30 protein-coding genes are annotated in these 23,891 nt (G+C 46.2%); 7 read left to right on the top strand and 23 right to left on the bottom strand.

The window, feature by feature from the left end:
* Positions 1-2 precede the first annotated feature (2 nt).
* From cyoE to ICN42_RS01405, 4 genes are read right to left on the bottom strand one after another with little or no spacing between them, the layout of a single operon-like run.
* Positions 3-896, bottom strand: coding sequence for a heme o synthase (gene cyoE, locus ICN42_RS01390; protein WP_216249798.1), 894 nt, complete (start codon positions 894-896; stop codon positions 3-5).
* Positions 893-2,023 carry a heme A synthase gene (locus tag ICN42_RS01395; RefSeq protein ID WP_216249800.1) on the bottom strand — a complete coding sequence of 377 codons (1,131 nt, stop codon included), beginning with the start codon at positions 2,021-2,023 and terminating at the stop codon, positions 893-895. Before ICN42_RS01395 ends, cyoE begins: the two co-directional genes overlap by 4 nt.
* Complete coding sequence (locus ICN42_RS01400; RefSeq protein ID WP_216249803.1) at positions 2,020-2,679, bottom strand: hypothetical protein; 660 nt, start codon at positions 2,677-2,679, stop codon at positions 2,020-2,022. Before ICN42_RS01400 ends, ICN42_RS01395 begins: the two co-directional genes overlap by 4 nt.
* Entirely contained in the window at positions 2,676-3,452 is a 777-nt protein-coding gene (locus ICN42_RS01405; protein WP_216249808.1) for an SURF1 family protein, read from the bottom strand. Before ICN42_RS01405 ends, ICN42_RS01400 begins: the two co-directional genes overlap by 4 nt.
* Positions 3,453-3,472: 20 nt before the next feature.
* Here ICN42_RS01405 and ICN42_RS01410 point away from each other — a divergent pair, with 20 nt between their 5' ends.
* On the top strand, positions 3,473-3,685 hold the full coding sequence (locus ICN42_RS01410) for a twin transmembrane helix small protein (RefSeq protein WP_216249812.1): 213 nt from the start codon (positions 3,473-3,475) through the stop codon (positions 3,683-3,685).
* 59 nt (positions 3,686-3,744) lie between these two features.
* Here ICN42_RS01410 and ICN42_RS01415 read toward each other — a convergent pair whose 3' ends face one another.
* The 7 genes from ICN42_RS01415 to ICN42_RS01445 form a co-directional block, all read right to left on the bottom strand.
* Complete coding sequence (locus tag ICN42_RS01415; RefSeq protein ID WP_216249814.1) at positions 3,745-4,599, bottom strand: cytochrome c oxidase subunit 3; 855 nt, start codon at positions 4,597-4,599, stop codon at positions 3,745-3,747.
* Positions 4,600-4,628: 29 nt separating this feature from the next.
* On the bottom strand, positions 4,629-4,823 hold the full coding sequence (locus ICN42_RS01420; protein WP_216249817.1) for a DUF2970 domain-containing protein: 195 nt from the start codon (positions 4,821-4,823) through the stop codon (positions 4,629-4,631).
* The gene (locus tag ICN42_RS01425) at positions 4,820-5,413 is read right to left on the bottom strand and encodes a cytochrome c oxidase assembly protein (protein WP_216178605.1); all 594 of its coding nucleotides are present in this window, start codon (positions 5,411-5,413) and stop codon (positions 4,820-4,822) included. Before ICN42_RS01425 ends, ICN42_RS01420 begins: the two co-directional genes overlap by 4 nt.
* Before the next feature lie 16 nt (positions 5,414-5,429).
* Positions 5,430-5,561: a cytochrome oxidase small assembly protein gene (locus ICN42_RS01430; RefSeq protein WP_216249820.1), complete on the bottom strand. Its 132-nt coding sequence runs from the start codon at positions 5,559-5,561 to the stop codon at positions 5,430-5,432.
* Positions 5,545-7,164 (bottom strand): cytochrome c oxidase subunit I, encoded by a 1,620-nt coding sequence (ctaD, locus tag ICN42_RS01435; RefSeq protein WP_216249825.1) that lies wholly within the window; start codon positions 7,162-7,164, stop codon positions 5,545-5,547. Before ctaD ends, ICN42_RS01430 begins: the two co-directional genes overlap by 17 nt.
* 40 nt (positions 7,165-7,204) lie before the next feature.
* Positions 7,205-8,362, bottom strand: a complete 1,158-nt coding sequence (gene coxB, locus ICN42_RS01440) for a cytochrome c oxidase subunit II (protein ID WP_216249828.1) — start codon at positions 8,360-8,362, stop codon at positions 7,205-7,207.
* A gap of 181 nt (positions 8,363-8,543) precedes the next feature.
* Positions 8,544-9,347, bottom strand: coding sequence for a methyltransferase domain-containing protein (locus ICN42_RS01445; protein ID WP_255539199.1), 804 nt, complete (start codon positions 9,345-9,347; stop codon positions 8,544-8,546).
* Between the two features lie 23 nt (positions 9,348-9,370).
* Here ICN42_RS01445 and ICN42_RS01450 point away from each other — a divergent pair, with 23 nt between their 5' ends.
* Both ICN42_RS01450 and trmL read left to right on the top strand, forming a co-directional pair.
* Positions 9,371-10,117, top strand: coding sequence for a ComF family protein (locus ICN42_RS01450; RefSeq protein ID WP_216249834.1), 747 nt, complete (start codon positions 9,371-9,373; stop codon positions 10,115-10,117).
* A 21-nt stretch (positions 10,118-10,138) separates the two neighbouring features.
* The gene (trmL, locus tag ICN42_RS01455; protein WP_216249837.1) at positions 10,139-10,609 is read left to right on the top strand and encodes a tRNA (uridine(34)/cytosine(34)/5-carboxymethylaminomethyluridine(34)-2'-O)-methyltransferase TrmL; all 471 of its coding nucleotides are present in this window, start codon (positions 10,139-10,141) and stop codon (positions 10,607-10,609) included.
* Positions 10,610-10,614: 5 nt separating this feature from the next.
* On the opposite strand, the gene ICN42_RS01460 is transcribed toward trmL, so the two are convergent.
* Genes ICN42_RS01460 through ICN42_RS01475 form a run of 4 tightly spaced genes read right to left on the bottom strand, consistent with a single transcriptional unit; the run spans position 10,615 to position 12,893 of the window.
* Positions 10,615-11,637, bottom strand: a complete 1,023-nt coding sequence (locus ICN42_RS01460; RefSeq protein WP_216249840.1) for an NAD(P)H-dependent glycerol-3-phosphate dehydrogenase — start codon at positions 11,635-11,637, stop codon at positions 10,615-10,617.
* Between the two features lie 26 nt (positions 11,638-11,663).
* Complete coding sequence (gene secB, locus ICN42_RS01465; RefSeq protein ID WP_216249843.1) at positions 11,664-12,185, bottom strand: protein-export chaperone SecB; 522 nt, start codon at positions 12,183-12,185, stop codon at positions 11,664-11,666.
* A gap of 22 nt (positions 12,186-12,207) precedes the next feature.
* Positions 12,208-12,462: a glutaredoxin 3 gene (gene grxC, locus ICN42_RS01470; RefSeq protein ID WP_216249846.1), complete on the bottom strand. Its 255-nt coding sequence runs from the start codon at positions 12,460-12,462 to the stop codon at positions 12,208-12,210.
* A 17-nt stretch (positions 12,463-12,479) separates the two neighbouring features.
* On the bottom strand, positions 12,480-12,893 hold the full coding sequence (locus ICN42_RS01475; protein WP_216249849.1) for a rhodanese-like domain-containing protein: 414 nt from the start codon (positions 12,891-12,893) through the stop codon (positions 12,480-12,482).
* A gap of 22 nt (positions 12,894-12,915) precedes the next feature.
* Between ICN42_RS01475 and gpmA the strand changes: the two genes are divergently transcribed.
* Genes gpmA through ICN42_RS01490 form a run of 3 tightly spaced genes read left to right on the top strand, consistent with a single transcriptional unit; the run spans position 12,916 to position 15,828 of the window.
* The gene (gene gpmA, locus ICN42_RS01480; protein WP_216249853.1) at positions 12,916-13,605 is read left to right on the top strand and encodes a 2,3-diphosphoglycerate-dependent phosphoglycerate mutase; all 690 of its coding nucleotides are present in this window, start codon (positions 12,916-12,918) and stop codon (positions 13,603-13,605) included.
* 14 nt (positions 13,606-13,619) lie between these two features.
* Complete coding sequence (locus ICN42_RS01485; protein WP_216249858.1) at positions 13,620-15,053, top strand: S41 family peptidase; 1,434 nt, start codon at positions 13,620-13,622, stop codon at positions 15,051-15,053.
* Between the two features lie 22 nt (positions 15,054-15,075).
* Complete coding sequence (locus ICN42_RS01490; RefSeq protein WP_216249861.1) at positions 15,076-15,828, top strand: molybdopterin-synthase adenylyltransferase MoeB; 753 nt, start codon at positions 15,076-15,078, stop codon at positions 15,826-15,828.
* 29 nt (positions 15,829-15,857) lie between these two features.
* On the opposite strand, the gene ptsP is transcribed toward ICN42_RS01490, so the two are convergent.
* The 8 genes from ptsP to ICN42_RS01530 form a co-directional block, all read right to left on the bottom strand.
* The gene (ptsP, locus tag ICN42_RS01495) at positions 15,858-17,609 is read right to left on the bottom strand and encodes a phosphoenolpyruvate--protein phosphotransferase (RefSeq protein WP_216249864.1); all 1,752 of its coding nucleotides are present in this window, start codon (positions 17,607-17,609) and stop codon (positions 15,858-15,860) included.
* 2 nt (positions 17,610-17,611) lie between these two features.
* A complete protein-coding gene (locus ICN42_RS01500) occupies positions 17,612-17,881 on the bottom strand; it encodes an HPr family phosphocarrier protein (RefSeq protein ID WP_216249867.1) in 270 nt (89 codons plus the stop codon).
* A gap of 8 nt (positions 17,882-17,889) precedes the next feature.
* Positions 17,890-18,324: a PTS sugar transporter subunit IIA gene (locus tag ICN42_RS01505; RefSeq protein WP_216249869.1), complete on the bottom strand. Its 435-nt coding sequence runs from the start codon at positions 18,322-18,324 to the stop codon at positions 17,890-17,892.
* Positions 18,325-18,326: 2 nt separating this feature from the next.
* Positions 18,327-19,268: a glutathione synthase gene (gene gshB, locus ICN42_RS01510; RefSeq protein ID WP_216249872.1), complete on the bottom strand. Its 942-nt coding sequence runs from the start codon at positions 19,266-19,268 to the stop codon at positions 18,327-18,329.
* Positions 19,269-19,285: 17 nt separating this feature from the next.
* A complete protein-coding gene (gene gshA, locus ICN42_RS01515; protein ID WP_216249874.1) occupies positions 19,286-20,584 on the bottom strand; it encodes a glutamate--cysteine ligase in 1,299 nt (432 codons plus the stop codon).
* A gap of 106 nt (positions 20,585-20,690) precedes the next feature.
* Positions 20,691-22,154, bottom strand: coding sequence for an ammonium transporter (locus ICN42_RS01520; RefSeq protein ID WP_216249877.1), 1,464 nt, complete (start codon positions 22,152-22,154; stop codon positions 20,691-20,693).
* A 13-nt stretch (positions 22,155-22,167) separates the two neighbouring features.
* Positions 22,168-22,506, bottom strand: coding sequence for a P-II family nitrogen regulator (locus tag ICN42_RS01525; protein ID WP_011903792.1), 339 nt, complete (start codon positions 22,504-22,506; stop codon positions 22,168-22,170).
* 25 nt (positions 22,507-22,531) lie between these two features.
* Positions 22,532-23,359, bottom strand: a complete 828-nt coding sequence (locus ICN42_RS01530) for a TorF family putative porin (RefSeq protein ID WP_216249879.1) — start codon at positions 23,357-23,359, stop codon at positions 22,532-22,534.
* Positions 23,360-23,628: 269 nt separating this feature from the next.
* Between ICN42_RS01530 and ICN42_RS01535 the strand changes: the two genes are divergently transcribed.
* On the top strand, positions 23,629-23,883 hold the full coding sequence (locus tag ICN42_RS01535; RefSeq protein WP_015422110.1) for an accessory factor UbiK family protein: 255 nt from the start codon (positions 23,629-23,631) through the stop codon (positions 23,881-23,883).
* Positions 23,884-23,891: the final 8 nt, after the last annotated feature.

A 23,891-nucleotide genomic window follows, 5' to 3' on the forward strand; every position in this document is an offset into this window, starting at 1 on the left:
TCTCAAATGAAATAATGATCGATTAATAGCGCTGCAAACAGCAGAGATAAATACGTAATCGAAAAACGGAAAGTCTTTTTCGCCAGCGCATCGCTATAAGAAACAAACAAAGCAATCACATAGGCGAGGAACATTAAACCTAAAATCATGGCAGAGATTAAATACACTATGCCACTCATGCCATAGATATAGGGAAGCAAAGTCGCAGCAATCAAAATTAAGGTATACAACAAGATATTCAGTAACGTAAATCGCTCACCATGAGTGACCGGTAGCATTGGCAAACCACTTTGCACATAGTCATCGCGACGATAAAGCGCCAGAGCCCAAAAATGTGGAGGGGTCCAAACAAAAATGATCAGCACTAAGAGCCAAGCCTCTGCAGATAAGCCATTGGTGACTGCTGCCCAACCTAAGGCCGGTGGCATGGCGCCAGAAAGACCGCCAATCACAATATTTTGTGGTGTCGCTGGCTTGAGCAACCAGGTGTAAATCACAGCGTAACCCACAAAAGTTGCTACGGTGAGCCACATAGTCAATGGATTACAGAAGTTCCATAAGATGACCATTCCCAAACTACCGAGAACAATCGAAAAAATAGTAATGTGAAAAGGCGTCACTTCACCAGTCGCGGAAGGCCGCCAAGCAGTACGTTTCATCTTGGCATCAACGGCTTGCTCAATCAAACAATTCATTGCAAAGGCAGCGCCCGCCAACAACCAAATACCAACAATGCCACCAATCAGAACGGGATAAGGAACCATGCCAGGGGTAGCCAAGAACATACCAATCACTGCGCAGAAAACTGCTAGCTGAGTGACGCGGGGCTTAGTGAGAACCCAATATTGACGCCAACGCGGCATAGCTACAGGAGCAGAAGAAGTAGGGCTACTCATAATGATTTAACTATCTTAAGATGAATGGGAGCGCTCCAAGAAGACCATTGAGCCAGACGAACCAAACAGAACACTAATGCAGCAGAACCAGCTGTATGCATTAAAGCGGCAAAGAGTGGCCACTGGAAGACCACATTGGAAATACCTGTCAGCGCTTGAAGAATTAATAAACCTAACAATAACCTAGCCATCCTACCCATTCCTGACAATGTGGAATTACTCAACTGGAGAGCGCTGATTCCCAAGAGGCCTAAGGCTGCTATAGCAATCACCGCAAATAAGCGATGCGCCCAATGAATTGTTTGTAAGGCTATAGGGGAAATCGATTCGCCTTGAGCATTTAGACCTAGGCCGCGCCATAGAGTAAAGCCCTCTTGCCAAGCCGTTTCTGGTAGAAATGATCCCATGCAAGTTGGAAAATCGGGGCAAGCTAATACAGCGTAATTCGTACTCACCCATGCACCCAAAAAGATTTGGGTGAATAAAGCCACTGAAGCAAGCAGGAGTAACTTCGCGGAAAGGGGTTTCGTTTGAAAGCGCAGAATAGAGGAATATTTTTCTTCCCACTCTTGCTGCGCATAAGCTGTCAGACAAGCCAGCAAAGCCAAAGCAAGCATTAAGTGGATGGTCACAATGATAGGTTGCAATTTGAGTGTTACTGTCCAAGCGCCAAACGCTCCCTGAGTACAAACCAAAACCAATAAGCCGAGACTACCCAACAAAGGCTTCTTACCTAAGCTCTTTACTTTACTGAATGCGAGGCCCACTTGAATCAAAATTAATGCGCCGACTGTCATTGCTAAATAACGATGAATCATTTCAATCCAAGCCTTGATAACCGTCACTGGGCCAGTGGGCATATTGGCTTCAGCTAGCTGAATTTCACCAATCGCATGCCATGGGTTCGATGTACCGTAGCAACCAGGCCAATCAGGGCAACCTAAACCAGAGTCCGTTAAACGGGTAAAGGCGCCAAAGACAATCAAGTCGAAAGTCATGAAGACCAAAACCCAATTCAGTTTTTGGAAAAAGCTATAGCCAGGCCTACTCCAGAGGTAAGCCAAAGGTAGGCCAGCAAAGACAATTGCGATTGCAGCTAACTCTGCAAGCAATAACAAACTACTCATTGCAAATTCTCGCCTTTACGATTGAGACGTAGTAGCTTCTCAAGATCTTTCTTGATACTGCCAAACTCTTTAGGTGAGTTGGTCACTGGAAAAACCATCATCTTGGCTGGGCTTGGATCAATCAGCTGAATTTTCTGACCAGTACCATCGCGATTAAGCCAAGCATCAAACTCGGCTTTCAACTTTGGATCGGTAGGCAAACTCAGAATCTGAAAACCGGCCGTCTTCTGATCGTAGGCTAACAATACTTCTGGATCTACCGGCTTGCCATCGGTATTGACCCATACCAACTGCACGCGACTACTCTCACGCCCAACAGCAATGCGCAACTGACGCATTAAAAATAAAGCCTCAAGGCAGGATTCATTTTTAATAGTGCATTCACCAGCAGGTCTAGCAACCAGTAAAGTCCACTTACCATTAAAGGGAATATCAAACCAAGCAGGATTCACCTCTTGCACAGGCTGAACTAAGGTTCCGAAATTAGTTTTACCGCCCTCAGGTTTAAAGACGTAATAGGCCAAATAAGAGCCGATTACGGGTGCTGCGCACGCAAGCAATAAAAAAAGCATCTGCAAACGGCCACGGCGAGTCTGCGCATTAATCGCTGCGGAATCCATTTGCGAAGCTGGGATCAATAATTCTTTATCACTCACACTCTATCTCCATTCACAGCAAGCTCTCGCCGATATTTCATGAGCCCATTAATGAGCCAAAATAAAAATCCAGCCAATGCCAATGCAAACCACTGGAAGGCATAAGCATAATGGCGATCGACTCCATTTGTTGGGGAGGGCCAATTTCTTACTAAACCGTCATTTTTATCTGAATTCGATTCTCGAACGATGAACGGCAATTGCTGCCAACCATGACTTTGAGCCTCAAGCGCCAAATCAAAATTCTGCTCAATTCTAGGGATGGCTTTCGTATCACCCTTTTGACCCAACTCATAAACCCTTCCTGGGTGAGCAAAGGCAACCCCCTCAATAGTCACTTCTGCATCAGCAGTCTTCACTGGGGGAAGTTCAATACGGTTTTCGTTATTGCGGGGAGCCCAACCCCGATTAACCCAAAGTACAGACTCCTGGCCATCCAATTTCAGAGGCATCATCAGGTAAAAGCCGGATTGCCCAGCACTGCCAGCACCACCCTCTGGAATGGGGCGAGGACGATTATCCAGCCAGATTGCCTCTTGTTGAATGAAGCGGCCACGGGCAACGATACGGCGCTCCAGAGCCTGCTCTAAGGTCAAACTATCGGCATTGGCATTTAATACGGGCAATTGCAATTTGGCAGCCAGGGATTCACCCAGACTAATTTTTTGATCCGCCCGATTTAATTGCCAAACGCCTGCTCCACAGCCCACCAAAACCACCAGTAGGGCTGATAAAGTAGCGACAATACGACTAGTAATCAAGCTAGAAAACATATTCACAGGAGTATTTTGAGATGAAATGGATTATTCCAGTTGCACTACTCATGATTGTAGGAAGCTTAGGATCTGCTCTCTACTTCATGATGAAAGATAAAGGCGGTAGCTCAAGAATGGTTCAGTCTCTCATGCTGCGTATTGGACTTTCAATAATTCTGTTTCTGGGTATCTTGATTGCCCACTACTTTGGCTACATTGAAGCTACCGGAGTTCGGGTGGGTACAAACTAAGCAATATTCAGCAGCACTCCAAAACAAATCGGGGCTTAACGCCCCGATTTTTTATTTCCTTACATCCAGTAAACAGCGATGTAGAGACCTAGCCAGACTACGTCAACGAAGTGCCAGTACCAAGCCGCACCCTCAAATGCAAAGTGATTTTCAGCTGTAAAGTCACCGCGGATCATACGGCGCAACACAATCGCTAGCATCAAGCCACCGAGGAATACGTGGAAGCCGTGGAAGCCAGTCAACATAAAGAATGTTGAGCCATAAACACCTGAAGTTAACTTCAAGTTCAGTGCATGGTAAGCGTGGTAATACTCGTAGCCTTGGAAGCATAAGAATACAAAGCCTAAGCCAACCGTTGCCGCCAAGCCCATGATCGCTTGCTTCATGTGATTTTCACGAAGCGCGTGGTGGGCATAAGTAACAGTGACACCTGAACTCAAGAGCAATAAAGTATTGATGGTCGGAATTGGCCATGGACCCATGGTCGTAAATTTCTCTACCAAACCTGCAGGGCCATCATTTGGCCAAACCGCTGTGAAGTTAGGCCAAAGTAATTTGCTCTCCACATCACCCATCCAAGGCATCGCAATATTGCGCGCGTAAAACAATGCCGCAAAGAAGGCGCCGAAGAACATGATCTCCGAGAAGATGAACCAAGCCATCGACCAGCGATAAGAAATGTCAACGTTCAAGCCGTTTTTGCCTGCATTAGACTCGGCAATAGTGTCCCCAAACCAGTTGTAGAGAACAAATAAAACCCAGAGAACGCCTAAAGCAGTTACGGGACCGCCCCAAGCTGCATGGTTTACCCAGCCAGACATACCGGCGGCAAAAGCGAGTAAACCCAGAGCCGCTGCAGCTGGATGACTGGATAGTCCAGGAACGAAATAGTAAGGGGTTGAATTGGATGACATCTTATTCTCTCTATTCAATCAAAAAATAATCAATGGGACACAACTGCTTTAACTATCAAGAGGAGTACGCCCATAAAAATCAAGGCACCAACTACTCCCGCAATAATAATGTGGACAAAACTTAATGAAGCAACATCTTCCTGCAATCCTGATTTTTTACGCACACCCAAAAAAGCCCACAATACAGCGATCATGGATTGCATAAAGGTACTTTTCTTGCTCATGACACCGATTTCGATTTAGGGGTTGTAGAGCCTGCCGGTTGCTGGCCAACACCCAACTCAAAGAAGGTGTAAGACAAAGTGATTGTTTTCACATCAGCAGGCAAGCCCGCATCAATCACAAACACTACCGGCATCTTCTTCATTTCATGAGCCGCCAAGGTTTGTTGCTGAAAACAAAAACATTCTAATTTAGTAAAAAACTCCATGGCGCTTTTAGGCGCATAACTTGGAATCGCTTGAGCTTCAACGGGGCGATTCAAATTATTGGTCACCTCGTAGACAATCTCTGTCATTTCGCCTGGATGCACTTCTAGAAAGTTCTTCACTGGACGAAACGTAAAAGGGCCGCGACTATTGGAGTCAAATTCGATAGTCACCTTACGGGAATAATCAACCTGAGTATTGCCGACTTTATTGGCGCTATAAGCTCGGATGCCATAGTCATTCTTGCTAGTGACCACATTAATACCAGTCACTTCACACAAGGCCTTATACATCGGCACTAATGCGTAACCAAAACCAAACATCATGACAGAAGCAATCAGGAGTTTCAGCAAGATTTGGCGGTTTATAGAGGCAATAGCGGACATGATGATGCGAAGGGCCTTAACCCAGTACGCTCCGCTTAATTACGATGCCAATAAAGAAAATAATGGCAACGCTTAAAAGGATAAAACCCAATCTGCGATTGCTGGCAGATTGGGATTTTTGTGTAGCTACTTTAGATTCCTGCGGCATTTAACTCTGCAGCGTTAGGAGGGGTTTCAAATGTGTGGTGCGGTGCTGGTGAAGGCACAGTCCACTCCAAACCTTTAGCGCCATCCCATGGCTTCATTGGCGCTTTTTCACCTTTGCCGTTGTAAGCTGGCAAAACAACGAAGAGCAAGAAATAAACCTGGGATAAGCCAAAACCAAGCGCGCCAATAGAAGCAACCATATTGAAGTCAGCGAACTGAGTTGGGTAATCAGCGTAACGACGTGGCATACCAGCTAAGCCCAAGAAGTGCATTGGGAAGAAGGTGATGTTAAAGAAAATCATGGAAGTCCAGAAATGGATCTTGCCGCGAGTTTCATTGGCCATGTAGCCAGTCCACTTAGGACACCAGTAATAGAAGCCAGCAAACATCGCAAACAATGAGCCCGCTACCAACACATAGTGGAAGTGAGCAACAACGTAGTAGGTATCTTGCACACCAATATCAATTGGCGCCATCGCCAAGATCAATCCTGTGAAACCACCCATGGTGAACACGAAAATAAAGCCAACTGCCCACAACATTGGAGTTTCGAATGTCATCGAACCCTTCCACATAGTTGCTACCCAGTTGAAAATTTTCACACCCGTTGGAACCGCGATCAACATAGTGGCGTACATGAAGAACAGTTGACCAGTTACCGGCATACCTGTTGCAAACATGTGGTGAGCCCAAACGATGAATGACAAGATCGCAATCGATGCAGTCGCATAAACCATTGAGCTATAGCCAAACAATGTTTTTCTAGAAAAAGCAGGGATGATTTCACTAACGATTCCAAATGCTGGAAGAATCATGATGTACACCTCTGGGTGACCAAAGAACCAGAAAATATGCTGGAACATAATTGGGTCGCCACCGCCAACTGCGGAGAAGAAAGAAGTGCCGAAATGACGGTCTGTGAGAACCATGGTGATTGCGCCAGCCAATACAGGCATTACCGCGATCAACAAATAAGCTGTGATCAACCAAGTCCAGCAGAACATTGGCATCTTCATCAAGGTCAAGCCAGGAGCGCGCATGTTCAAGATGGTCACGATGATATTAATCGAGCCCATGATGGAAGAAGCACCCAATAAGTGGAGTGCAAAAATACCCATATCTAAGCCTGGGCCCATTTGTGAGGTCAATGGAGCATACAAAGTCCAACCGCCAGCAGGTGCACCACCAGGAGCTAAAAATGATCCAAACAGCAAGCAAGCCGCTACTGGAAGAATCCAGAAGCTAAAGTTATTCATACGGGCAAAGGCCATATCCGATGCGCCGATTTGCAAAGGAATCATCCAGTTCGCAAATCCGACGAAGGCCGGCATGATCGCACCGAACACCATTACCAAACCGTGCATGGTAGTTAACTGGTTAAAGAATTCAGGGCGGAAGAATTGCAAACCTGGCTGGAACAATTCCAAGCGAATGCCCAAAGCCATCACACCACCAGCCAACAGACTGATGAATGAAAAGATAAGGTACATCGTGCCGATGTCTTTATGGTTGGTTGCGAACAACCAACGACGCCAGCCATGTGGCGTGTGATCATCATGCGCATGGTCGTGTGCGTGATCGTGGGTAGTAGAGACTGTGCTCATGGATTACTCCGGTTTAGTTTGATCTGTATTAATAAATGAATTACTTGCCAGCGCGCGCAGAAACAATATCTTGGGTCTGAATCACTTCACCCGTTTTATTGCCCCAAGCATTGCGGGTATATGTCATAACTGCAGCAATGTCGCCATCAGAAATCACACCAGCCCACTTCGGCATTGCACCTTTGCCATTGATGAGAATGTTGTACTGACCGGCTTTTGGTCCATTAACTACTTTGCTGCCATCCAACGCCGGGAAAGCGCCTGCTCCCTTGCCGTTAGGCTGATGACATGCTGCGCAATTGGCCGCATAAACTTTAGCACCACGCTCTTTTTGTTCGTCCAAGGTATAAACCTTAGTAGGATCATCAGAGGCCGCGCCCATTTCTTTTTTCTTCTCTTCTACCCACTTTGTATAGTCCTCTTGCGAAACTACTTTGACTACGATAGGCATAAAGGCATGTTCGGCACCACACAACTCTGAACACTGCCCGCGGAAAGTGCCGATTTTGTCAGCGCGGAACCAAGCATCACGCACAAAACCAGGGATCGCATCTTGCTTAACGCCAAATGCAGGAATAGTCCAAGAGTGGATCACGTCATTAGCGGTAGTAATCATGCGAATTTTTTTACCGACCGGTACAACCATCTCGTTATCCACTTCCATCAAATACGTATTTGATTTAGGGGCTAAGTTATTGATGGCTTCACGTGATGTAGACAGGGTGGATAAGAAGCTGATGCCCTCACCCTCGCCTTTAATGTAGTCATATCCCCATTTCCACTGGTAACCAGTGGTCTTAATAGTGATATCAGAATTGGTAGTGTCTTTCATCGCAACAACAGTTTTTGTTGCTGGCAAAGCCATGCCGATAACAATTAACAATGGGATAACTGTCCAGATAATCTCAACAGTGGTGCTTTCATGGAAGGAGGCAGATTTGGCGCCTAAGGATTTGCGATGCTTAAGGATGGAATAAAACATCACCCCAAAAACGCCCACAAAAATCACTGCGCAAATGATCAACATCATCCAATGCAACCAATGGATTTCTTGCATGATTTTGGTTGCCGGGGCAGTGAAATTTAACTGCATGACAGCTGGGCCGCCTGGCATATTTTCAGCCGCTTGTGCAAATGCAGTGCCAAAGGCTGCTACTAAATAGAGCGAAGCCCTAGTGACTTTTCCAAATAAATTCATCTTATTCTCTGTTTATTGTCGTGAACTTCTGTAGCAATACTGCTCCAGATGGTCCAAAAAAGCGGTATCAAGCCAATACTTCCAGCGCTGATTATAGGGTTAATTGAGTTCCAGAACAAACGGGGTAAACCATGCTTGCTTCAATCTTGGCAATGGTTTAAAAGATAGTAAGCACTCACACTTAAGCAGAATCACTCCTAGTCTTGCGTCCGATTTGATTTGGATCAATATAGGCGACATGATCTTGGGCCCTAGCAAGGTGCTTCCCTAAAGCCCAAGCATGCCCATAAACCACCTCTAAAGTGAGTTTTTTGGGCAATGGAGTCAATTGAGCGCAATGTTGATCACCAGGAACAAGCAAATTTAGAGCTCGAGCATCAGACAAGAGAACCGCGTCAGACTCGTAATCCAAGCCCAAGAACTCCATATCCATCACCGGATCAGAAAAACGCTCTCCCAGGAGAGCATCTCCCATATCGTGCATATCCCAAGGGCTAGCCAACTTCTGAAGTGGCAGTTGCTGCGCTAGGAGTTCGGAGTTGAGCTCCTTCGCTGTATCGGGACCCAAGTAACTCAAGGTTAGTAATCCCCCTTCTTTGAGCACTCGCCAGCACTCCTGCAGGAAATGCTTGGGGTCAGCCAAATCCTGAATCAAGAGAACGCTCACTACCAAATCAACAGAATTATTGGGAAGATTAATGCGGCCTGTTTTTTTGTAATCATCAAGAGAAACCAAGGATGCGGACTTCATTCTTGAGTTCCAAAAACGAGCCATCCTCAGCTTGAATAAACTAAAACTAGAAAGCTCACATTCTGGTGCACTGTGAAAACGAATTCCAGGAAAACGTTTTGTCAGAAAAGGGGCATGCGCTCCAGGGAAATCTGGAATCAACAGGACGTCCTTTACCTCTAGCTTCACAATGTCCAATTTTTGCAACATGCGGTCTGCAATTTCATCCTGAAGCCATCTGATTGATTGGGTCATTGGCTCAGTATACTCAGCGGCCCATGCATCCAATAGAGAATATTTTCCAGACAATTTTTTCTCACCTGTTGCCTAGCGCATGTATTGTTTGCGGGGCATTTCAGCAACATACTCTCTGTATTGATTGCTCCCTCCTATTGGAATCAGAGCAGTTATTAAATTACGAATGCTGTCAGCAATGCGGCCTTACTTTAGTAGTGGATGAGCTAAAAGAAAAACGTTGCCGAGCATGCTCAACCAATCCACCCGACTTTGATGAGACCCACTGTCTTGATCGCTACGATGGCAGACTGCAATCCGCATTGCATCAATTGAAATATCAGCGACGACTTGCTTGCGGGCATGGGCTAGCATCGGCATGGAATCAAATGATGAGTGGAAGTCTAATGAATTCACAAGCAAACTATTTGCTACCAGTGCCACTCAGTTCAGAAAAACTGTGCGCCCGCGGCTTTAATCAAAGCTGGGAATTAGCTAGGCGCATTGATTGTGACAAGCATATTCATAAAAACCCGCACATCTTGAGGCGCCATCACCATGTCCAGCATCAGGCTCAGGAAAACCGCGCCAATCGTCAAATCGCTATTCAAGGCATGTTCTACATCAACCCTCAATATCAGGACTGCTTAGAGTCTGCCTCAGTAATTGTGTTTGATGATGTCATGACTAGCGGGGCGACCTTAAATGAAATAGCCCGCGTATTGAAGGACAATGGCGTATCTCGTGTTATCAATTGGGTTCTGCTGCGAACGCTGTACCCAAGCTCATGAAGTGAATATAAAGATCAACCCATGTTTAATATTGTTTTATTCGAACCAGAAATTCCACCTAATACGGGCAACATTATTCGCCTGTGTGCAAATACGGGCGCTAAGTTACACTTAATTGAGCCACTCGGTTTTCCGATGGAGGATGCCAAACTTCGCAGAGCAGGCTTGGATTATCACGAGTTCGCCAAGGTAAAGGTTCACAAAAATTGGGCACAATTTCTGATTGATGAGCAACCTCAGCCTGAGCGTATTTTTGCGCTGACCACTAAGGGATCTGGAAAATTTCATGATGGTAAATATTTACCTGAAGATTATTTTGTTTTTGGCTCAGAAACCAAAGGCTTCACAGAAGAAGTAAGAAGCTCTATTCCAGCGCCCAACCAAATGCGCTTAGCGATGCAAGATGGCAGTCGCAGCTTGAATCTTTCGAATACGGTAGCGATTGTGGTTTTTGAAGCTTGGCGCCAAAACGGATTGCTTGGCGGAAGTTAGAAAACCTACACTTCGACTTTAGGATCGCGCCCCATTAGTTTTTTAACGGCTTCCTGTGGTGAGAGTTTTCCAGATAAGACCTCACCCATCATGGCAGTAATGGGCATTTCAACACCCAAACGAGTTGCCAGATTACCAACCGCAGAGGCGCACAAGACACCTTCAGCAACGTGCCCTAAAGTACCCAAAATTTCAGTTAAAGGTTTTCCTGCGGCAAGCGCTAAACCAACACGACGATTGCGTGAGAGATCGCCAGTTGCAGTCAGAATCAAATCACCTACGCCAGTTAATCCCATACAGGTCTCAGGTCTACCCCCGGCAGCTTTTACTAAGCGCATCATTTCTGCAAGGCCGCGAGTTAATACTGCAGCACGTGCATTTAAGCCAAGACCCAAGCCATCACCAATACCAGCAGCAATTGCTAGGACGTTTTTAATCGCCCCGCCCAGTTCAACACCAACCAAATCATCACTGGCATAAATGCGCATATTACCGTGATGGAAAGCGCCTTGAACGATGTCACATAAGGCATTGGATTTGCTAGCGACAGTTAATGCGCATGGCATTTCATTGCCAACCTCTTGCGCAAAACTTGGTCCCGATAGAGCGCCATAAGAATGATGTAGGCCATGGCTATACAGCTGATCTTCACGCTCTACTACTTGGTGTGGCAATAAGGTGGTGCTGGGCTCTAAGCCCTTACATAACCAAACAATATTGAGTGGATGTTTTGCAATGCGCAATACCTGCGCTACCGTTTCTGACAAACCTGACATCGGAGTTGCAATCACCAACAGATCGCTTTCAGAAAGGCGTTCAATAGCCCGCTCAAAACTCACTTCTAATTGCAAGCCCTTAGGCAAGATGATCCCAGGCAAATAGCTTGTGTTTTCGCCCGACTTCTGAATACCCTCTAACTGCTCAGCACTGCGTGACCACAGACAAACATCGCCCGACTGAAGATGGCGCGCAGCTTGTGCGGCCATAGCTGTGCCCCACGATCCAGCTCCAAGCAGCGTCACTTTCATGATCTGTGGGCTTTAACTAATTGAGCTTAGTGAGGAAGAATGATTTTGCTTTCATCGGCCGAGCTCTTTTCCGTTGCCGCACCCTGGGCAGCCTGCATGAGACGATGCTCGTACATACCGTGGAAATTGATCTCATTCAAATGAATTGGCTGGAAGCCAGCGCGACTGATGGTGTCAGCAATATTCGAGCGCAAGTAAGGATACAAAATCGTTGGGCAGGCAATACCCAGCATTGGGTCAATTTGCTCTGCGGGAATATTGCTAAATTCAAAAATACCCGCTTGCTTTGCTTCAACCAAAAAGAGTACTTTGCTTTCAACTTTAGCAGTTACGGTCCCAATCAAGGCAACCTCAAAAATTTCATCGCTCAAGCGAGTGACTGCTACATCGACTTCAACCTCTACTTGAGGCTCAGCCGCAACTAATAAAATTTGTGGTGCGTTTGGCTGCTCTAAAGACAGGTCCTTGAGATAGATCCGTTGAATACGAAAACCAGGCTCTTTTGAATTGTCTGCTGCGTCTGGAGAGGGAGTAGTTTGTTCAGTCATGGAAAACTTTCTGAGTAAATTTTTAAGCTAATAGTGGATCAAGTTTGCCGGCACGGTCTAGAGCAACTAGATCGTCATAACCACCAACATGAGTTTCACCAATATAAATTTGCGGTACGGTACGGCGGCCTGTACGAGTCATCATGATCTCGCGCTGCGCAGGATCGCGATCAATCAGGATCTTCTCTAAATTTGCAACGCCCTTCTTTTGCAATAGCTTCTCTGCCATAACGCAATAAGGACAAACTTGGGTGCTATACATCATGACTGTTGGCATATCTGAGACTCTCTGAATTATTTGACCAGCGGCAGGGCCGCAGCCTGCCAACCTTGAACGCCGCCATCTAAGACAGCAACTTCAGCGAATCCCAGTTTCTTCAAATCTGGAACGATCTTGCGAGCACTATTACCAGATTGGCACACCAAAATGATGGGGTTTTTGCGATCTAGCTTGAGCTTATCAATTCCAGATGGGATTTGCTCAGCCAAAATATGTTTTGCTCCAGGCAGATGGCCGGCCTTAAAGTCCGATTCTGGACGCAAATCCAAAACGGCCGCTTTACGGCGATTCATCCAAATAGTGGCTTCTGTAGGCGATAAGCCTTTTCCGCTAATAAGCGTAGATAATGTGGGAAGGAAGAGTGCTGCGCCCGAAACAAGCAGGAGGGCGATAAGCGCTAAATTATCAATTTGCGTGAGAAAGTTCATCACCGGATTATAGAATGGCTCTATGAAACAACTTGTCCTTATTCGTCATGGCGAATCCGCCTGGAACCTTGAAAACCGCTTCACTGGCTGGGCGGACGTTGACTTAACCCCAAAAGGTACTGAACAAGCCCTAGCTGCAGGTGAAAACCTGCGCAAAGCAGGCTATGAGTTCGATGTGGCCTACACCTCAGTTCTCAGAAGAGCCATCCGCACGCTGTGGCACGTTCAAGACACCATGGACCTGATGTGGCTGCCCGTAGTTCATAGCTGGAGATTGAACGAGCGTCACTACGGCGCCCTCACCGGCCTGAATAAGGCTGAAACTGCCCAACAGTATGGAGATGCCCAAGTTCATATTTGGCGTCGCTCCTACGATATACGTCCACCCCTCTTAGAAAAAGATGATGAGCGTAATCCCCAAAATGATCGACGTTACGAAAAACTGAGTGCTTCTGATATTCCTTTAGGTGAGTGCCTTAAAGATAACGTCGAGCGTGTATTACCACTCTGGAATGAATCTATCGCCCCCGCCCTCAAAGCAGGCAAGCGAGTACTGCTAGTAGCGCACGGTAATAGCATTCGCTCTTTAATTAAGTATCTTGACCAGGTTTCTGACGAAGACATTATGGAAATTAACGTTCCTAATGGCATCCCGCTCGTATATGAGCTCGATGACAACCTCAAGCCTATTCAGCATTTTTATTTGGATTAAGGTAAAACAAAAGCATGCGCGTATTTTTCAAGAACTTTGCCCTCGTATCTGTTGGCCTCATCGCCGGGGTTGCAGCCACCATCCAACTGTCCGCTACTGCACAGCAGGGAGCAACACTACCCTTAGATGAGCTACGAACACTATCCAATGTGTTTGCTCAAATTAAACGTGAATATGTTGAGCCGATTGAAGATAAACAGTTACTCACTGATGCTGTTAAGGGTATGGTGAGCAGTCTTGATCCTCACTCCACTTATCTTGATAAAAAAGACTTCTCTGAAATGCAGGAACAAACTAGCGGCAAGTTCGCTGGCTTGGGCATTGAAATCACTTCAGAAGATGGTGTTGTCAAAGTGCTTAATCCGATTGAAGATAGTCCTGCTGCGCGCGCTGGCTTACAAGCTGGCGACCTGATTACGCGCCTAGATGACAAACCAGTTCGCGGCATGTCGCTGGATAAAGCAGTACGCACGATGCGCGGTACACCAGGCACAAAAATTACATTAACCGTCTTCCGCAAAAGTGAAGAGCGTAGCTTTCCGGTGACGATTACTCGCGCTGAAATTAAAGTGCAATCCGTCAAAGCCAAAATTTTGGATAACGACATTGCTTGGGTCAGAGTAACTAGCTTTCAAGAACGAACTGTTCCTGATCTGGCTAAGAAATTAGCTGAGCTTGCAACTCAAGACCCAAAAATGAAGGGCATCATTCTTGATCTCAGAAACAATGGCGGAGGCTTGCTACAAGGTGCTGTTGGAGTTGCTGCTGCCTTTTTGCCAGCAGATGCTGTGATCGTCTCTACCAAAGGTCAGACCGCTGACTCCAAGCAAGTGTTCAATGCAACACCAGCGATGTATCGCCTCAGCGAGCCTGGTGATCCTTTAGCTAGCGTACCAGCGATGTATAAAAAATTACCGATGGTAGTTTTGGTAAATGCCTACTCTGCCTCTGCCTCTGAAATTGTTGCTGGTGCATTACAAGATTACAAGCGCGCAACCATTATCGGAAAAACCACTTTTGGTAAAGGCTCTGTCCAAACAGTCCGTCCGCTTACTAATGATTCCGCATTGAAAATCACTACGGCTTATTACTACACGCCGAGCGGCAAATCGATTCAAGCTTATGGTATCAAACCTGATATCGCGGTTGATCAAAATAAAGATGGCGATCCTGATGATGTATTGATCACCCGTGAAATCGATAGTGAGAAGCATTTGCGCAATAAACAATCGTCGGAAGAAAAGCTAGTTGCTGATCGTGAAAAACGTCGCCTAGAAGAGCTTCAGCGCATTGAAGAAAAAAATGCCAAGAAGACTCCAGAGGAGAAAGAAAAAGAAAAGTCTAAGAAGCCTGTCGAACTTGGCAGCGCAGATGACTTTATGCTTTCTCAGGCTGTTGCCTTTATCAATGGTGAGCCTGTAAAACGCTCCGCCTCTAAGCTAGAGTAAGTCCTAGTAATTAGGCCTACATATGAATGATGAGCAGCTACTTCGCTACTCGCGGCATTTACTGCTAGAAGAAATTGATGTTGCTGGCCAAGAAACACTCCTTGGCTCGCACGTCCTCATCATTGGTGCTGGCGGATTAGGAAGTGCTGCCGCACCTTATTTAGCAGCGGCTGGCGTAGGAAAAATAACGCTGGTCGATCATGACAAAGTCGAACTAACCAATTTGCAACGACAAATCATGCATACCCAGAAGTCCATTGGCAAGAATAAGGTGGAGTCTGGAAAGCAGTTTTTGCAAAGCATTAATCCAACCTTAATGATTAATGCAGTCGCAGAGAAAGCATCTAAGAATTTGTTGGAAGAACTCTTGCCAACAGTGAATCTCGTTTTGGACTGCACGGATAACTTTGCTACTCGCCAACTGATTAATGTAGCTTGCTTTTCTCATCAGGTGCCGCTCGTCTCTGGATCTGCCCTCAAATTTGATGGTCAATTAAGCGTCTTTGATTTTCGTCATTCAACATCACCCTGCTACGCCTGCCTCTTCTCCCCAGTAGAACAGTTTGAAGAAGTGAGCTGCGCTAGCATGGGCATCTTTTCACCTCTAGTTGGCATTATTGGCGCCATGCAAGCAGCTCAAGCCTTACAGGTACTGATTGGCTTTGGTCAGCCTTTAGTAGGGAGAATGTTGCTTTGGAATGCGCTCAATACTCAGATTGATGAGATTCGTATCTCTAGAAATTCTGAGTGCTTGGTATGCGGTCAAGCCCGCTAAACCTAGGGCTCCTCAAAACCGCACATTATTTAAGAGAGTAGATTTTCCAGCGCTTCGGCCTGCTCTTCAGGCTCAATTGCCCTGAGAACTGCACCAATACGGGATTTCAATAAACCGACATCCGCCTTTAAGATCTCTCGCTTTACCAATAACAGCTGGCTAAAGTGCATTGAAAAGTCTGTCAATCCCAGGCCGAGCAACAACTTAGTCATTGAGGGATCGCCCGCCATCTCTCCGCACACTGCCACAGGAATATTGGCGCGCTTGGCTTGATCAATGATGTTAAATAACAAATTCAAAATAGCTGGGTGATAGGGGTCATAGAGGTGAGCAACTGCATGATCTGCCCGGTCAATAGCCAAGGTGTACTGAATCAAATCATTGGTACCAATAGATAAGAAATCAAAGCGATTAATAAATAAAGGTAATACCAAAGCGGCAGCTGGAATCTCAATCATGGCACCCACTTGGATATTGGGATTAAATGCCTGACCACGTTGATGTAACTGCTGCTTCGCTTTTCCAATCAAACGCAAGGTCTCATCAATTTCCTTAACATGAGCCAGCATCGGAATCATGATCCGCGCCTGACCATGCGCCGAAGCCCTCAGGATCGCCCGTAATTGCGTCAAGAAGATCTCAGGCTCAGTCAAAGACCAGCGAATTGCTCGCAAACCTAGAGGTGAAGTACCCGTCTCCGATAAGTCAGAGCCAGCACCCAGAGCCTTATCTGCACCAACGTCAATAGTACGAATATTGACTGGCAAGCCATGCATCAGATCAACTACACGACGGTATTCTTGGTATTGTTGCTCTTCATCTGGAAGGGCTTGCTTGCGATCCATAAATAAAAATTCTGAGCGGAATAGACCAACACCAATTGCACCTAGATCTACTGCCTGAGTAGCATCTTCTGGTAATTCAATATTAGCTAGCAATTCAATCGCAACGTGGTCAACTGTAGTGGTCCGCGAATGCTTAAGCTCCTGAAGCTTACGCGTCTCCTGAATGGCTTTCTCTTGCAAAAGGCGGTATTCAGAAAGTAGCTGCTCGTCAGGCGCAACCACTACTACACCATGCTCACCATCTATAACTAACCAATCTCCATGGCGAATCATTTCACTAGCATGGCGTACCCCCACCACGGCGGGGATCTCCATACTGCGCGCAACAATCGCAGTATGTGAAGTCTTACCACCCAAGTCCGTCACAAATCCGGTAAAGGCATGCTCTTTAAAGCGCAACATATCATGTGGTGCGATATCGTGCGCCACAATGATGGCATCTACACCAACATCGCTAGGTGATAACAAATCAGAATTGTCTAGAGCATCTTTTTGCTGCGCATTGAGCGCTTTGAGCACACGCTCTGCCACCTGACGAATATCATTCGCCCGCTCTTTTAAGTAGGCATCCTCAATCTCTGAAAATTGCTCCAAGAGATCATTGAGCTCAGTAGTCAATGCCCAAGCAGCATTTAACCGTTGTGTACGAATCAGCTTTAATGGCTTCTCAGCCAAAGCTGGGTCCGCCAAAATCATGCCATGCACATCTAAGAAGGCGGCCATTTCTTGAGGCGCATCTTTAGGCAATCCTTGCCGCAATTGCACCAACTCCAGGCGCACCTGCTCAAAAGCATCTAATAACTTTTTAGCTTCAGCCTCTTCTTTCCCAGCTTCAACTAAGTAATGACTAACCTCTAATGCTGCACGCGATATCAGTACGGCTTTGCCGATAGCAATGCCTTTAGATACTGCAATTCCGTGCAAAGCAAAAGTCATCCTTATTCGCCCTCACCAAATCGATCATTGATTAAGGCAGTCAAAGCCTGCATTGCCTCATCCTCTTGTTCACCAACGGCCTCCAGAGTGACTGTGCTACCAATGCCGGCAGCTAACATCATGACGCCCATAATGCTCTTGGCATTGATTTGACGGCCATTGCGAGATAAGAAGATTTCGCAGGGGAACTCGGCAGCAAGTTGAGATAGCTTGGCAGATGCACGAGCATGCAATCCCAATTTATTAATGATTTCGATTTCAGCAACAGGCATAGCGAATCCTATTTCTCCGTAGTGACTTGTGGGGCTTTGGAACCTAAACGCAGAATGCCATTTTGACCACCTTGAAGCGCTTTATGCGCTAACTCTTCCAGGCTCTCGCCGCGATGAGAGATGCAACGCATCAGCATGGGTAAATTTAATCCCGCCAAAACAATTACAGGCGCATTCAAACCGGATAGTGGCCCTAAAGCCTCAAGCTTAGAGGCAACATTAGCAGGTGTAGCTCCCATCACATCTGTCAGAATTAAAACGCCCTGGCCACTGTTGACCCCGTAGGCCGCTTTTAAAACTCGATCGAAGCTAGCTTTTGTATCTTCATAGGGCGGAATATCGACAGCCCTAACTCTCTCCGGCACCACACCAAATGCATGCTCAGCAAAACCGAGCATCGCGCTTGCCACCGGGGTGTGGGCAACTATTAGGATTCCAACCATGTTTAAGCCAATGCCTTTTCGAGCGCTGTTAACCAAAATTTCGGAACATCAAATCCGCTTTGCTCAGTAATCTCTACAAAACATGTTGGGCTAGTCACATTAATTTCAGTGACATAAGCGCCAATTAAATCTAATCCTACCAAGAACAAGCCTCGGGCATTCAAAATAGGCGCGAGACGCTCTGCAACCTTCCTCTCGGCATCAGATAGTGGCATTGCCACCCCCTTGCCTCCAGCAGCTAAATTACCTCGAATTTCACTACCCTGAGGAATGCGAGCCAAAGCAAATGGCACCACCTCACCACCGATTAGCAGAACACGTTTATCGCCTTGAGCTATCTCCGGCAAGAATCGTTGCACCATCAAAGTACGCTCACCATTCTCACCTAGAGTCTCAACAATACTGGCAAGATTTAAGCCATCCGGCCCTACGCGAAACACGCCCATGCCACCCATACCATCTAGGGGCTTAATCACAATGTCTTGATGCTCTTGATGAAATACTTCAATAGCGCTAAGTTCACGCGTCACTAAAGTTGGGGGAATAAGTTCTGGAAATTCAGTAATGGATATCTTTTCGGAGTGATCTCGAATCGCTGTTGGATTATTGAATACCCTTGCGCCTTGACGAACTGCAGCAGACAGCAACCAAGTGGTATTGAGATATTCAATATCAAATGGTGGATCAGTGCGCATCATGACTGCGTTAAAGGTGTTTAAAGGGCGGCCCTCTATGGAGCCTAATTCAAACCATCCCGTACCGCTTGGCTTAATGTCGAGAGCTTGGCAATCAGCCACTACAAAATCATCTCTCCAGAGAATGTTGCGACTTTCACAAAACCAAAGTTGATGTCCTGCCTCTTGCGCAACTCGCATCATTGCTAAGGTAGAGTCCTTGCTTATCTTGAAAGACTCCAAGGGATCGGCAATGAAAAGAAGGTTCATCTCAGTACCTGAATAAATTAAGCAGCTTCAGCATTGGGATCAGAGCGCTCCAACTCCAAAGAGGCGGCTAGCAAAGCTAGGCGAGCCACGACGCCATAAAGGTAGAAACGATTTGGCGGTGCGCTGCCAGGCTTAGCGCCCATATCTGGCATAGAGTTTTGCTCAAACGCTAAGGGGACAAAATGCATACCAGGCGCATTGAGATTCTCATCAGGACCACGGTCAGTGTGCACGCGATAGAAGCCACCAATCACATAGCGGTCAATCATGTACACCACTGGCTCTGCAACTGCCTCATTCACTTTCTCAAAGGTATACACACCTTCCTGAATTAATACATCGCTTACTTCAAGACCTTCTTTTACTACGCTCATCTTGTTACGATCTTTGCGATTCAAGCCTTTGAGTTGTGAGGGATCATTCACCACCATCACACCCATGCCATAAGTACCAGCATCTGCCTTAACAACGACGTAAGGTTTTTCTTTAATGCCGTACTCACGGTATTTCTTAGCAGTTTTCTTGAGAACTTTTTCTACAGCAGCCTGCAATTCCTCTTCGCCCTTGCGCTCATGGAAGTTCACATTAGAGCAACTAGCAAAATAGGGGTTGATCATCCATGGATCAATATCGACCACCTTCGCAAATTTCTTAGCCACTTCATCGTAGGCTGCGAAGTGATTAGACTTGCGACGGACATGCCAACCAGCATGTAGTCCTGGCAAAAGATACTGCTCATGAATATTTTCTAAAATCGGGGGAATGCCGGCTGATAAATCATTGTTCAGCAGAATAGAACATGGATCAAAATCTTTTAATCCAAGACGTTGCTTCTTCAGACCCAGACGCGATAAAGGCTCCATTAAAAGACGATTGCCATCAGGCAAATCAATCCAAGTTGGTTTTTTAATTTCGTCAGACAAAGTACCTAGGCGGACATTCAGGCCCGCTTGACGCAAGATTGAAGACAAGCGCGCAATATTCTGTAAATAGAAAGTGTTGCGAGTATGTCGCTCAGGTATCAAGAGTAAGTTTTTTGCTTCAGGACAGATTTTCTCAATTGCCGCCATTGCTGCCTGAACTGCTAAAGGCAACATCTGAGGTGAAAGGTTATTAAAACCACCTGGAAAGAGATTGGTATCGACCGGTGCTAACTTAAAGCCAGCATTACGCAGGTCAACCGAACAGTAGAACGGGGGCGTGTGCTCCTGCCATTCAAGCCTGAACCAGCGCTCAATCGTCGGGGTTGCTTCTAATACCTTCGACTCGAGATCGAGAAGAGGGCCGCTAAGGGCAGTGATGAGATGTGGAACCATTTCACCATTGTAAGATTTTTAAAAGAAAGACGCGGAATCCGAGGATCCCGCGCTTAAAAACTGGGCAACCAACAAAAGCCGCCCAGTGAGGGGTAAAAAACGCTATTTAAGACTCGTAAGCAGACTCACCGTGGGAAGTGATATCCAAACCTTCGCGCTCTGCATCTTCTTTAACGCGCAGGCCAATCACCATATCAACCAATTTGTAGGCAATGTAAGAAACTACGCCTGACCAAATTAAGGTAACGATGACACCTTGACTCTGAATCCACAGCTGACTAGCGATAGAGTAATCAGGGGCCGCAGCATTAGCTACGTAATCCCAAATACCTGTTCCACCTAAAGCTGGGTCTGCGAACACACCAGTTAACAAAGCGCCCAAGATACCGCCCACGCCATGCACACCGAATACGTCCAAGCTGTCGTCTGAGCCCAAAATCTTCTTGAGACCAGAAACACCCCACAAGCAAACTACACCAGCAGCGGCACCGATAACCAGCGCGCCCATTGGGCCAACAAAACCAGCAGCGGGAGTAATAGCAACCAAACCTGCTACGCAACCAGATGCACCACCCAACATGGAAGGCTTACCTTTGTGAACCCACTCAGCAATTGACCAGCTCAATACTGCAGCCGCAGTTGCCAACAATGTGTTTACGAATGCCAAGGCCGCACTGCCGTTTGCTTCGAGAGCAGAGCCAGCATTGAAACCAAACCAACCAAACCACAAGAGTGAAGCACCAATCATCACGAACACTAAGTTATGGGGTTTCATAGCTTCTTTGCCATAACCTAAACGTTTGCCGATCACGAACGAACCTACCAAGCCAGCAATCGCTGCATTGATATGAACAACGGTACCGCCAGCAAAGTCGAGAACACCCTTCTGCCACAACCAACCAGCACGCGCTGTGATTGCTTCAAGTGATGCAGCATCTTTGATGTCATCAGGACCAGGCCAGAACCAAACCATGTGAGCGATTGGCAAGTAGCTGAAAGTGAACCAAAGAACCACAAACAAAACGATTGCAGAAAACTTAGCGCGCTCAGCAAATGAACCAATGATCAAACAGCAAGTAATGGTTGCGAATGCAGCTTGGAAGGCCATGAATACATACTCAGGAATCACAATGCCTTTACTAAACGTAGCGGCAACTGAGTCTGGAGTAATGCCTTGCAAGAACAAACGATCAAGTCCACCAATGAACGCGCCGCCTTCAGTAAATGCAAAGCTATATCCATAGAGAGACCACAACACGGTAATCAATGCGAAAACGAACATGCACTGTACGAGTACAGACAGAATGTTTTTGCTACGTGTTAAACCACCGTAGAACAAAGCCAAACCAGGCAATGTCATCAAGATCACTAATGCTGTACACACTAACAACCAAGCTGTATCACCCTTATTTGGGACTAATGCAGGAGCAGCAGCAACTGCAGCGGCTGCAGCAGCGGCAACCGGCTTAGCTTCATCAGCAAAGGCTGGGGAAGCCACCATGACACTGGTTGCACCAATAGCCAAGGCCATTGCGCTTCCAGCTAGGAGTCGTTTCATCCAAGTTAACATTTTGAACCTCTCTTTAAAGTGCTGACGCGCCGGTTTCACCGGTGCGAATGCGAATGACGTGTTCAACTGGGGAGACAAAAATCTTGCCATCGCCAATTTTTCCAGTACGAGCAGATTTTTCAATTGCTTCAATCGCTCGCTCCAAGATGCCATCTTCAACAGCAGCTTCAATTTTTACTTTAGGCAAAAAGTCGACTACATACTCAGCACCGCGATACAACTCGGTGTGACCTTTTTGACGGCCAAAGCCCTTAACTTCAGTGACGGTAATACCCGAAACTCCCACTTCTGAGAGAGCTTCGCGCACTTCGTCAAGCTTGAAGGGCTTGATGATTGCGGTAATTAATTTCATACGTTTCTCCGTTCAGAGGAAATTATTAGAAAGTTTTTGTAAGAGAAATCAAGCCTGTTTGACCACCAAGGTTTCTACCAGTTGGGGAAACATAAGCATACGAACCTCCGCTACCCTGCTTAACATTTGTACCAACATACGCCGCTGAAGCAGATAAACCGCCCCCGAAATCTTTAGTAAGGCCCAGTTTCCAATCTGTGTAACTAGCCGTGGCTTGCTGAGCTGTGTAGTATTGACCAGCAATTCTTTGCATACCGACGTGCGCATTTAAGGCAATACCATAAAAACCAGTATCGTAATTACCGGTTAAATCAAGATAACTTGATCCAGTACTGCTCGCAAATCCGAAAGTGTTGCTTAAAGCATAAGAAAATTTCAAGAAACCAGTAACTGGGCCAAATGTCGCATTTTGTGCAGCATAAATTTCAGTTGTATTTGGATTCGTAAAACCAGCAATGATCCCGCTAGTAGGATAGTAGTACTGCAAGAGACCAACATCAGAAGCAAATCCTTCTGCAATTAGATCTTTCTTAAAACCACCATAAAAGTCCATTTCAATAGGAGCGCTTGTAGCTGCACCGCCGTCTGAAACCCAACTAATTGAAGAGTTCCAGTTGCCGATATAGAAACCACTTTCGTGTGCATAATCAAAGCCGCCTTGAATAGCAGGCTTGTAATTTGACTGTGAAATACCACGGTAAATATAGTTATTTGTTATGGTCACATTGGCTGTAACTGGGCTAGCTTCTGGAGCCGCTGGAGCCTCTGCTGCTGGCGCTGTTTGCGCAAATGCCGCTGTTGCGAATAAGCCAGAAGCCGCTAGTGCGATGGCTGTCTTTTGAATCGTTTTCATTTGAAACTCCTTAGTGGTCATGAAAAAGGGATAAATGCTTTATTGCATGGAGTGATCATGAATCTCGGACCCCTTCTCCATTTGGTGCAATTCCCCTAAATAAGGCTAATGCCCTATTTTGGTGCTTTGCTTTGCACCATTTCCGTTCTTTTTGGGGCAATTTTTCAGTTTTAGCCCTTTTTTGCCTGTTTTTGCCTGTTTTTGGCCCAACAACATAAAATGTTAACTGTGTCTTTTATGCAACTCTTTATAGAATGGCGGGCAGCATCATGCAAAAACCAGGTGAAATCCTCGAACAAATTCAGCGTATTGCTAGCGATATGCAAAACAAAGTTGGTGATGCGATTCGTAATTCACCAGCGCAAGAGATTGAAAAAAATGTGCGCGCTATGATGAATCAAGGTTTTCAGAAAATGGATCTGGTTACTCGAGAAGAATTTGATCTGCAATCTAAAGTGCTTGCTAAAACTAGAGAAAAGTTAGAGGCTCTCGAAGCTAAAGTAGCCGCATTAGAAAAGTCTTAATTAGGACT

Source organism: Polynucleobacter sp. 71A-WALBACH (genome assembly GCF_018882365.1).
Lineage (GTDB): Bacteria > Pseudomonadota > Gammaproteobacteria > Burkholderiales > Burkholderiaceae > Polynucleobacter.

Coding starts and splice junctions, on each gene's coding strand:
- cyoE (WP_216249798.1), bottom strand. CDS start 896: ATGAGTAGCCCTACTTCTTCTGCTCCTGTAGCTATGCCGCGTTGGCGT.
- secB (WP_216249843.1), bottom strand. CDS start 12,185: ATGACTGAACAAACTACTCCCTCTCCAGACGCAGCAGACAATTCAAAA.
- ICN42_RS01535 (WP_015422110.1), top strand. CDS start 23,629: ATGCAAAAACCAGGTGAAATCCTCGAACAAATTCAGCGTATTGCTAGC.
- ICN42_RS01420 (WP_216249817.1), bottom strand. CDS start 4,823: ATGAGCAAGAAAAGTACCTTTATGCAATCCATGATCGCTGTATTGTGG.
- ICN42_RS01525 (WP_011903792.1), bottom strand. CDS start 22,506: ATGAAATTAATTACCGCAATCATCAAGCCCTTCAAGCTTGACGAAGTG.
- coxB (WP_216249828.1), bottom strand. CDS start 8,362: ATGAATTTATTTGGAAAAGTCACTAGGGCTTCGCTCTATTTAGTAGCA.
- ICN42_RS01395 (WP_216249800.1), bottom strand. CDS start 2,023: ATGAGTAGTTTGTTATTGCTTGCAGAGTTAGCTGCAATCGCAATTGTC.
- ICN42_RS01475 (WP_216249849.1), bottom strand. CDS start 12,893: ATGAACTTTCTCACGCAAATTGATAATTTAGCGCTTATCGCCCTCCTG.
- ICN42_RS01445 (WP_255539199.1), bottom strand. CDS start 9,347: ATGACCCAATCAATCAGATGGCTTCAGGATGAAATTGCAGACCGCATG.
- gshA (WP_216249874.1), bottom strand. CDS start 20,584: ATGGTTCCACATCTCATCACTGCCCTTAGCGGCCCTCTTCTCGATCTC.
- ICN42_RS01415 (WP_216249814.1), bottom strand. CDS start 4,599: ATGTCATCCAATTCAACCCCTTACTATTTCGTTCCTGGACTATCCAGT.
- ICN42_RS01410 (WP_216249812.1), top strand. CDS start 3,473: ATGAAATGGATTATTCCAGTTGCACTACTCATGATTGTAGGAAGCTTA.
- trmL (WP_216249837.1), top strand. CDS start 10,139: ATGTTTAATATTGTTTTATTCGAACCAGAAATTCCACCTAATACGGGC.
- grxC (WP_216249846.1), bottom strand. CDS start 12,462: ATGCCAACAGTCATGATGTATAGCACCCAAGTTTGTCCTTATTGCGTT.
- ICN42_RS01485 (WP_216249858.1), top strand. CDS start 13,620: ATGCGCGTATTTTTCAAGAACTTTGCCCTCGTATCTGTTGGCCTCATC.
- ctaD (WP_216249825.1), bottom strand. CDS start 7,164: ATGAGCACAGTCTCTACTACCCACGATCACGCACACGACCATGCGCAT.
- ICN42_RS01460 (WP_216249840.1), bottom strand. CDS start 11,637: ATGAAAGTGACGCTGCTTGGAGCTGGATCGTGGGGCACAGCTATGGCC.
- ICN42_RS01500 (WP_216249867.1), bottom strand. CDS start 17,881: ATGCCTGTTGCTGAAATCGAAATCATTAATAAATTGGGATTGCATGCT.
- ICN42_RS01430 (WP_216249820.1), bottom strand. CDS start 5,561: ATGCCGCAGGAATCTAAAGTAGCTACACAAAAATCCCAATCTGCCAGC.
- ICN42_RS01450 (WP_216249834.1), top strand. CDS start 9,371: ATGCATCCAATAGAGAATATTTTCCAGACAATTTTTTCTCACCTGTTG.
- ICN42_RS01505 (WP_216249869.1), bottom strand. CDS start 18,324: ATGGTTGGAATCCTAATAGTTGCCCACACCCCGGTGGCAAGCGCGATG.
- ICN42_RS01520 (WP_216249877.1), bottom strand. CDS start 22,154: ATGTTAACTTGGATGAAACGACTCCTAGCTGGAAGCGCAATGGCCTTG.
- gpmA (WP_216249853.1), top strand. CDS start 12,916: ATGAAACAACTTGTCCTTATTCGTCATGGCGAATCCGCCTGGAACCTT.
- ICN42_RS01530 (WP_216249879.1), bottom strand. CDS start 23,359: ATGAAAACGATTCAAAAGACAGCCATCGCACTAGCGGCTTCTGGCTTA.
- ICN42_RS01490 (WP_216249861.1), top strand. CDS start 15,076: ATGAATGATGAGCAGCTACTTCGCTACTCGCGGCATTTACTGCTAGAA.
- ICN42_RS01405 (WP_216249808.1), bottom strand. CDS start 3,452: ATGTTTTCTAGCTTGATTACTAGTCGTATTGTCGCTACTTTATCAGCC.
- gshB (WP_216249872.1), bottom strand. CDS start 19,268: ATGAACCTTCTTTTCATTGCCGATCCCTTGGAGTCTTTCAAGATAAGC.
- ptsP (WP_216249864.1), bottom strand. CDS start 17,609: ATGACTTTTGCTTTGCACGGAATTGCAGTATCTAAAGGCATTGCTATC.
- ICN42_RS01425 (WP_216178605.1), bottom strand. CDS start 5,413: ATGTCCGCTATTGCCTCTATAAACCGCCAAATCTTGCTGAAACTCCTG.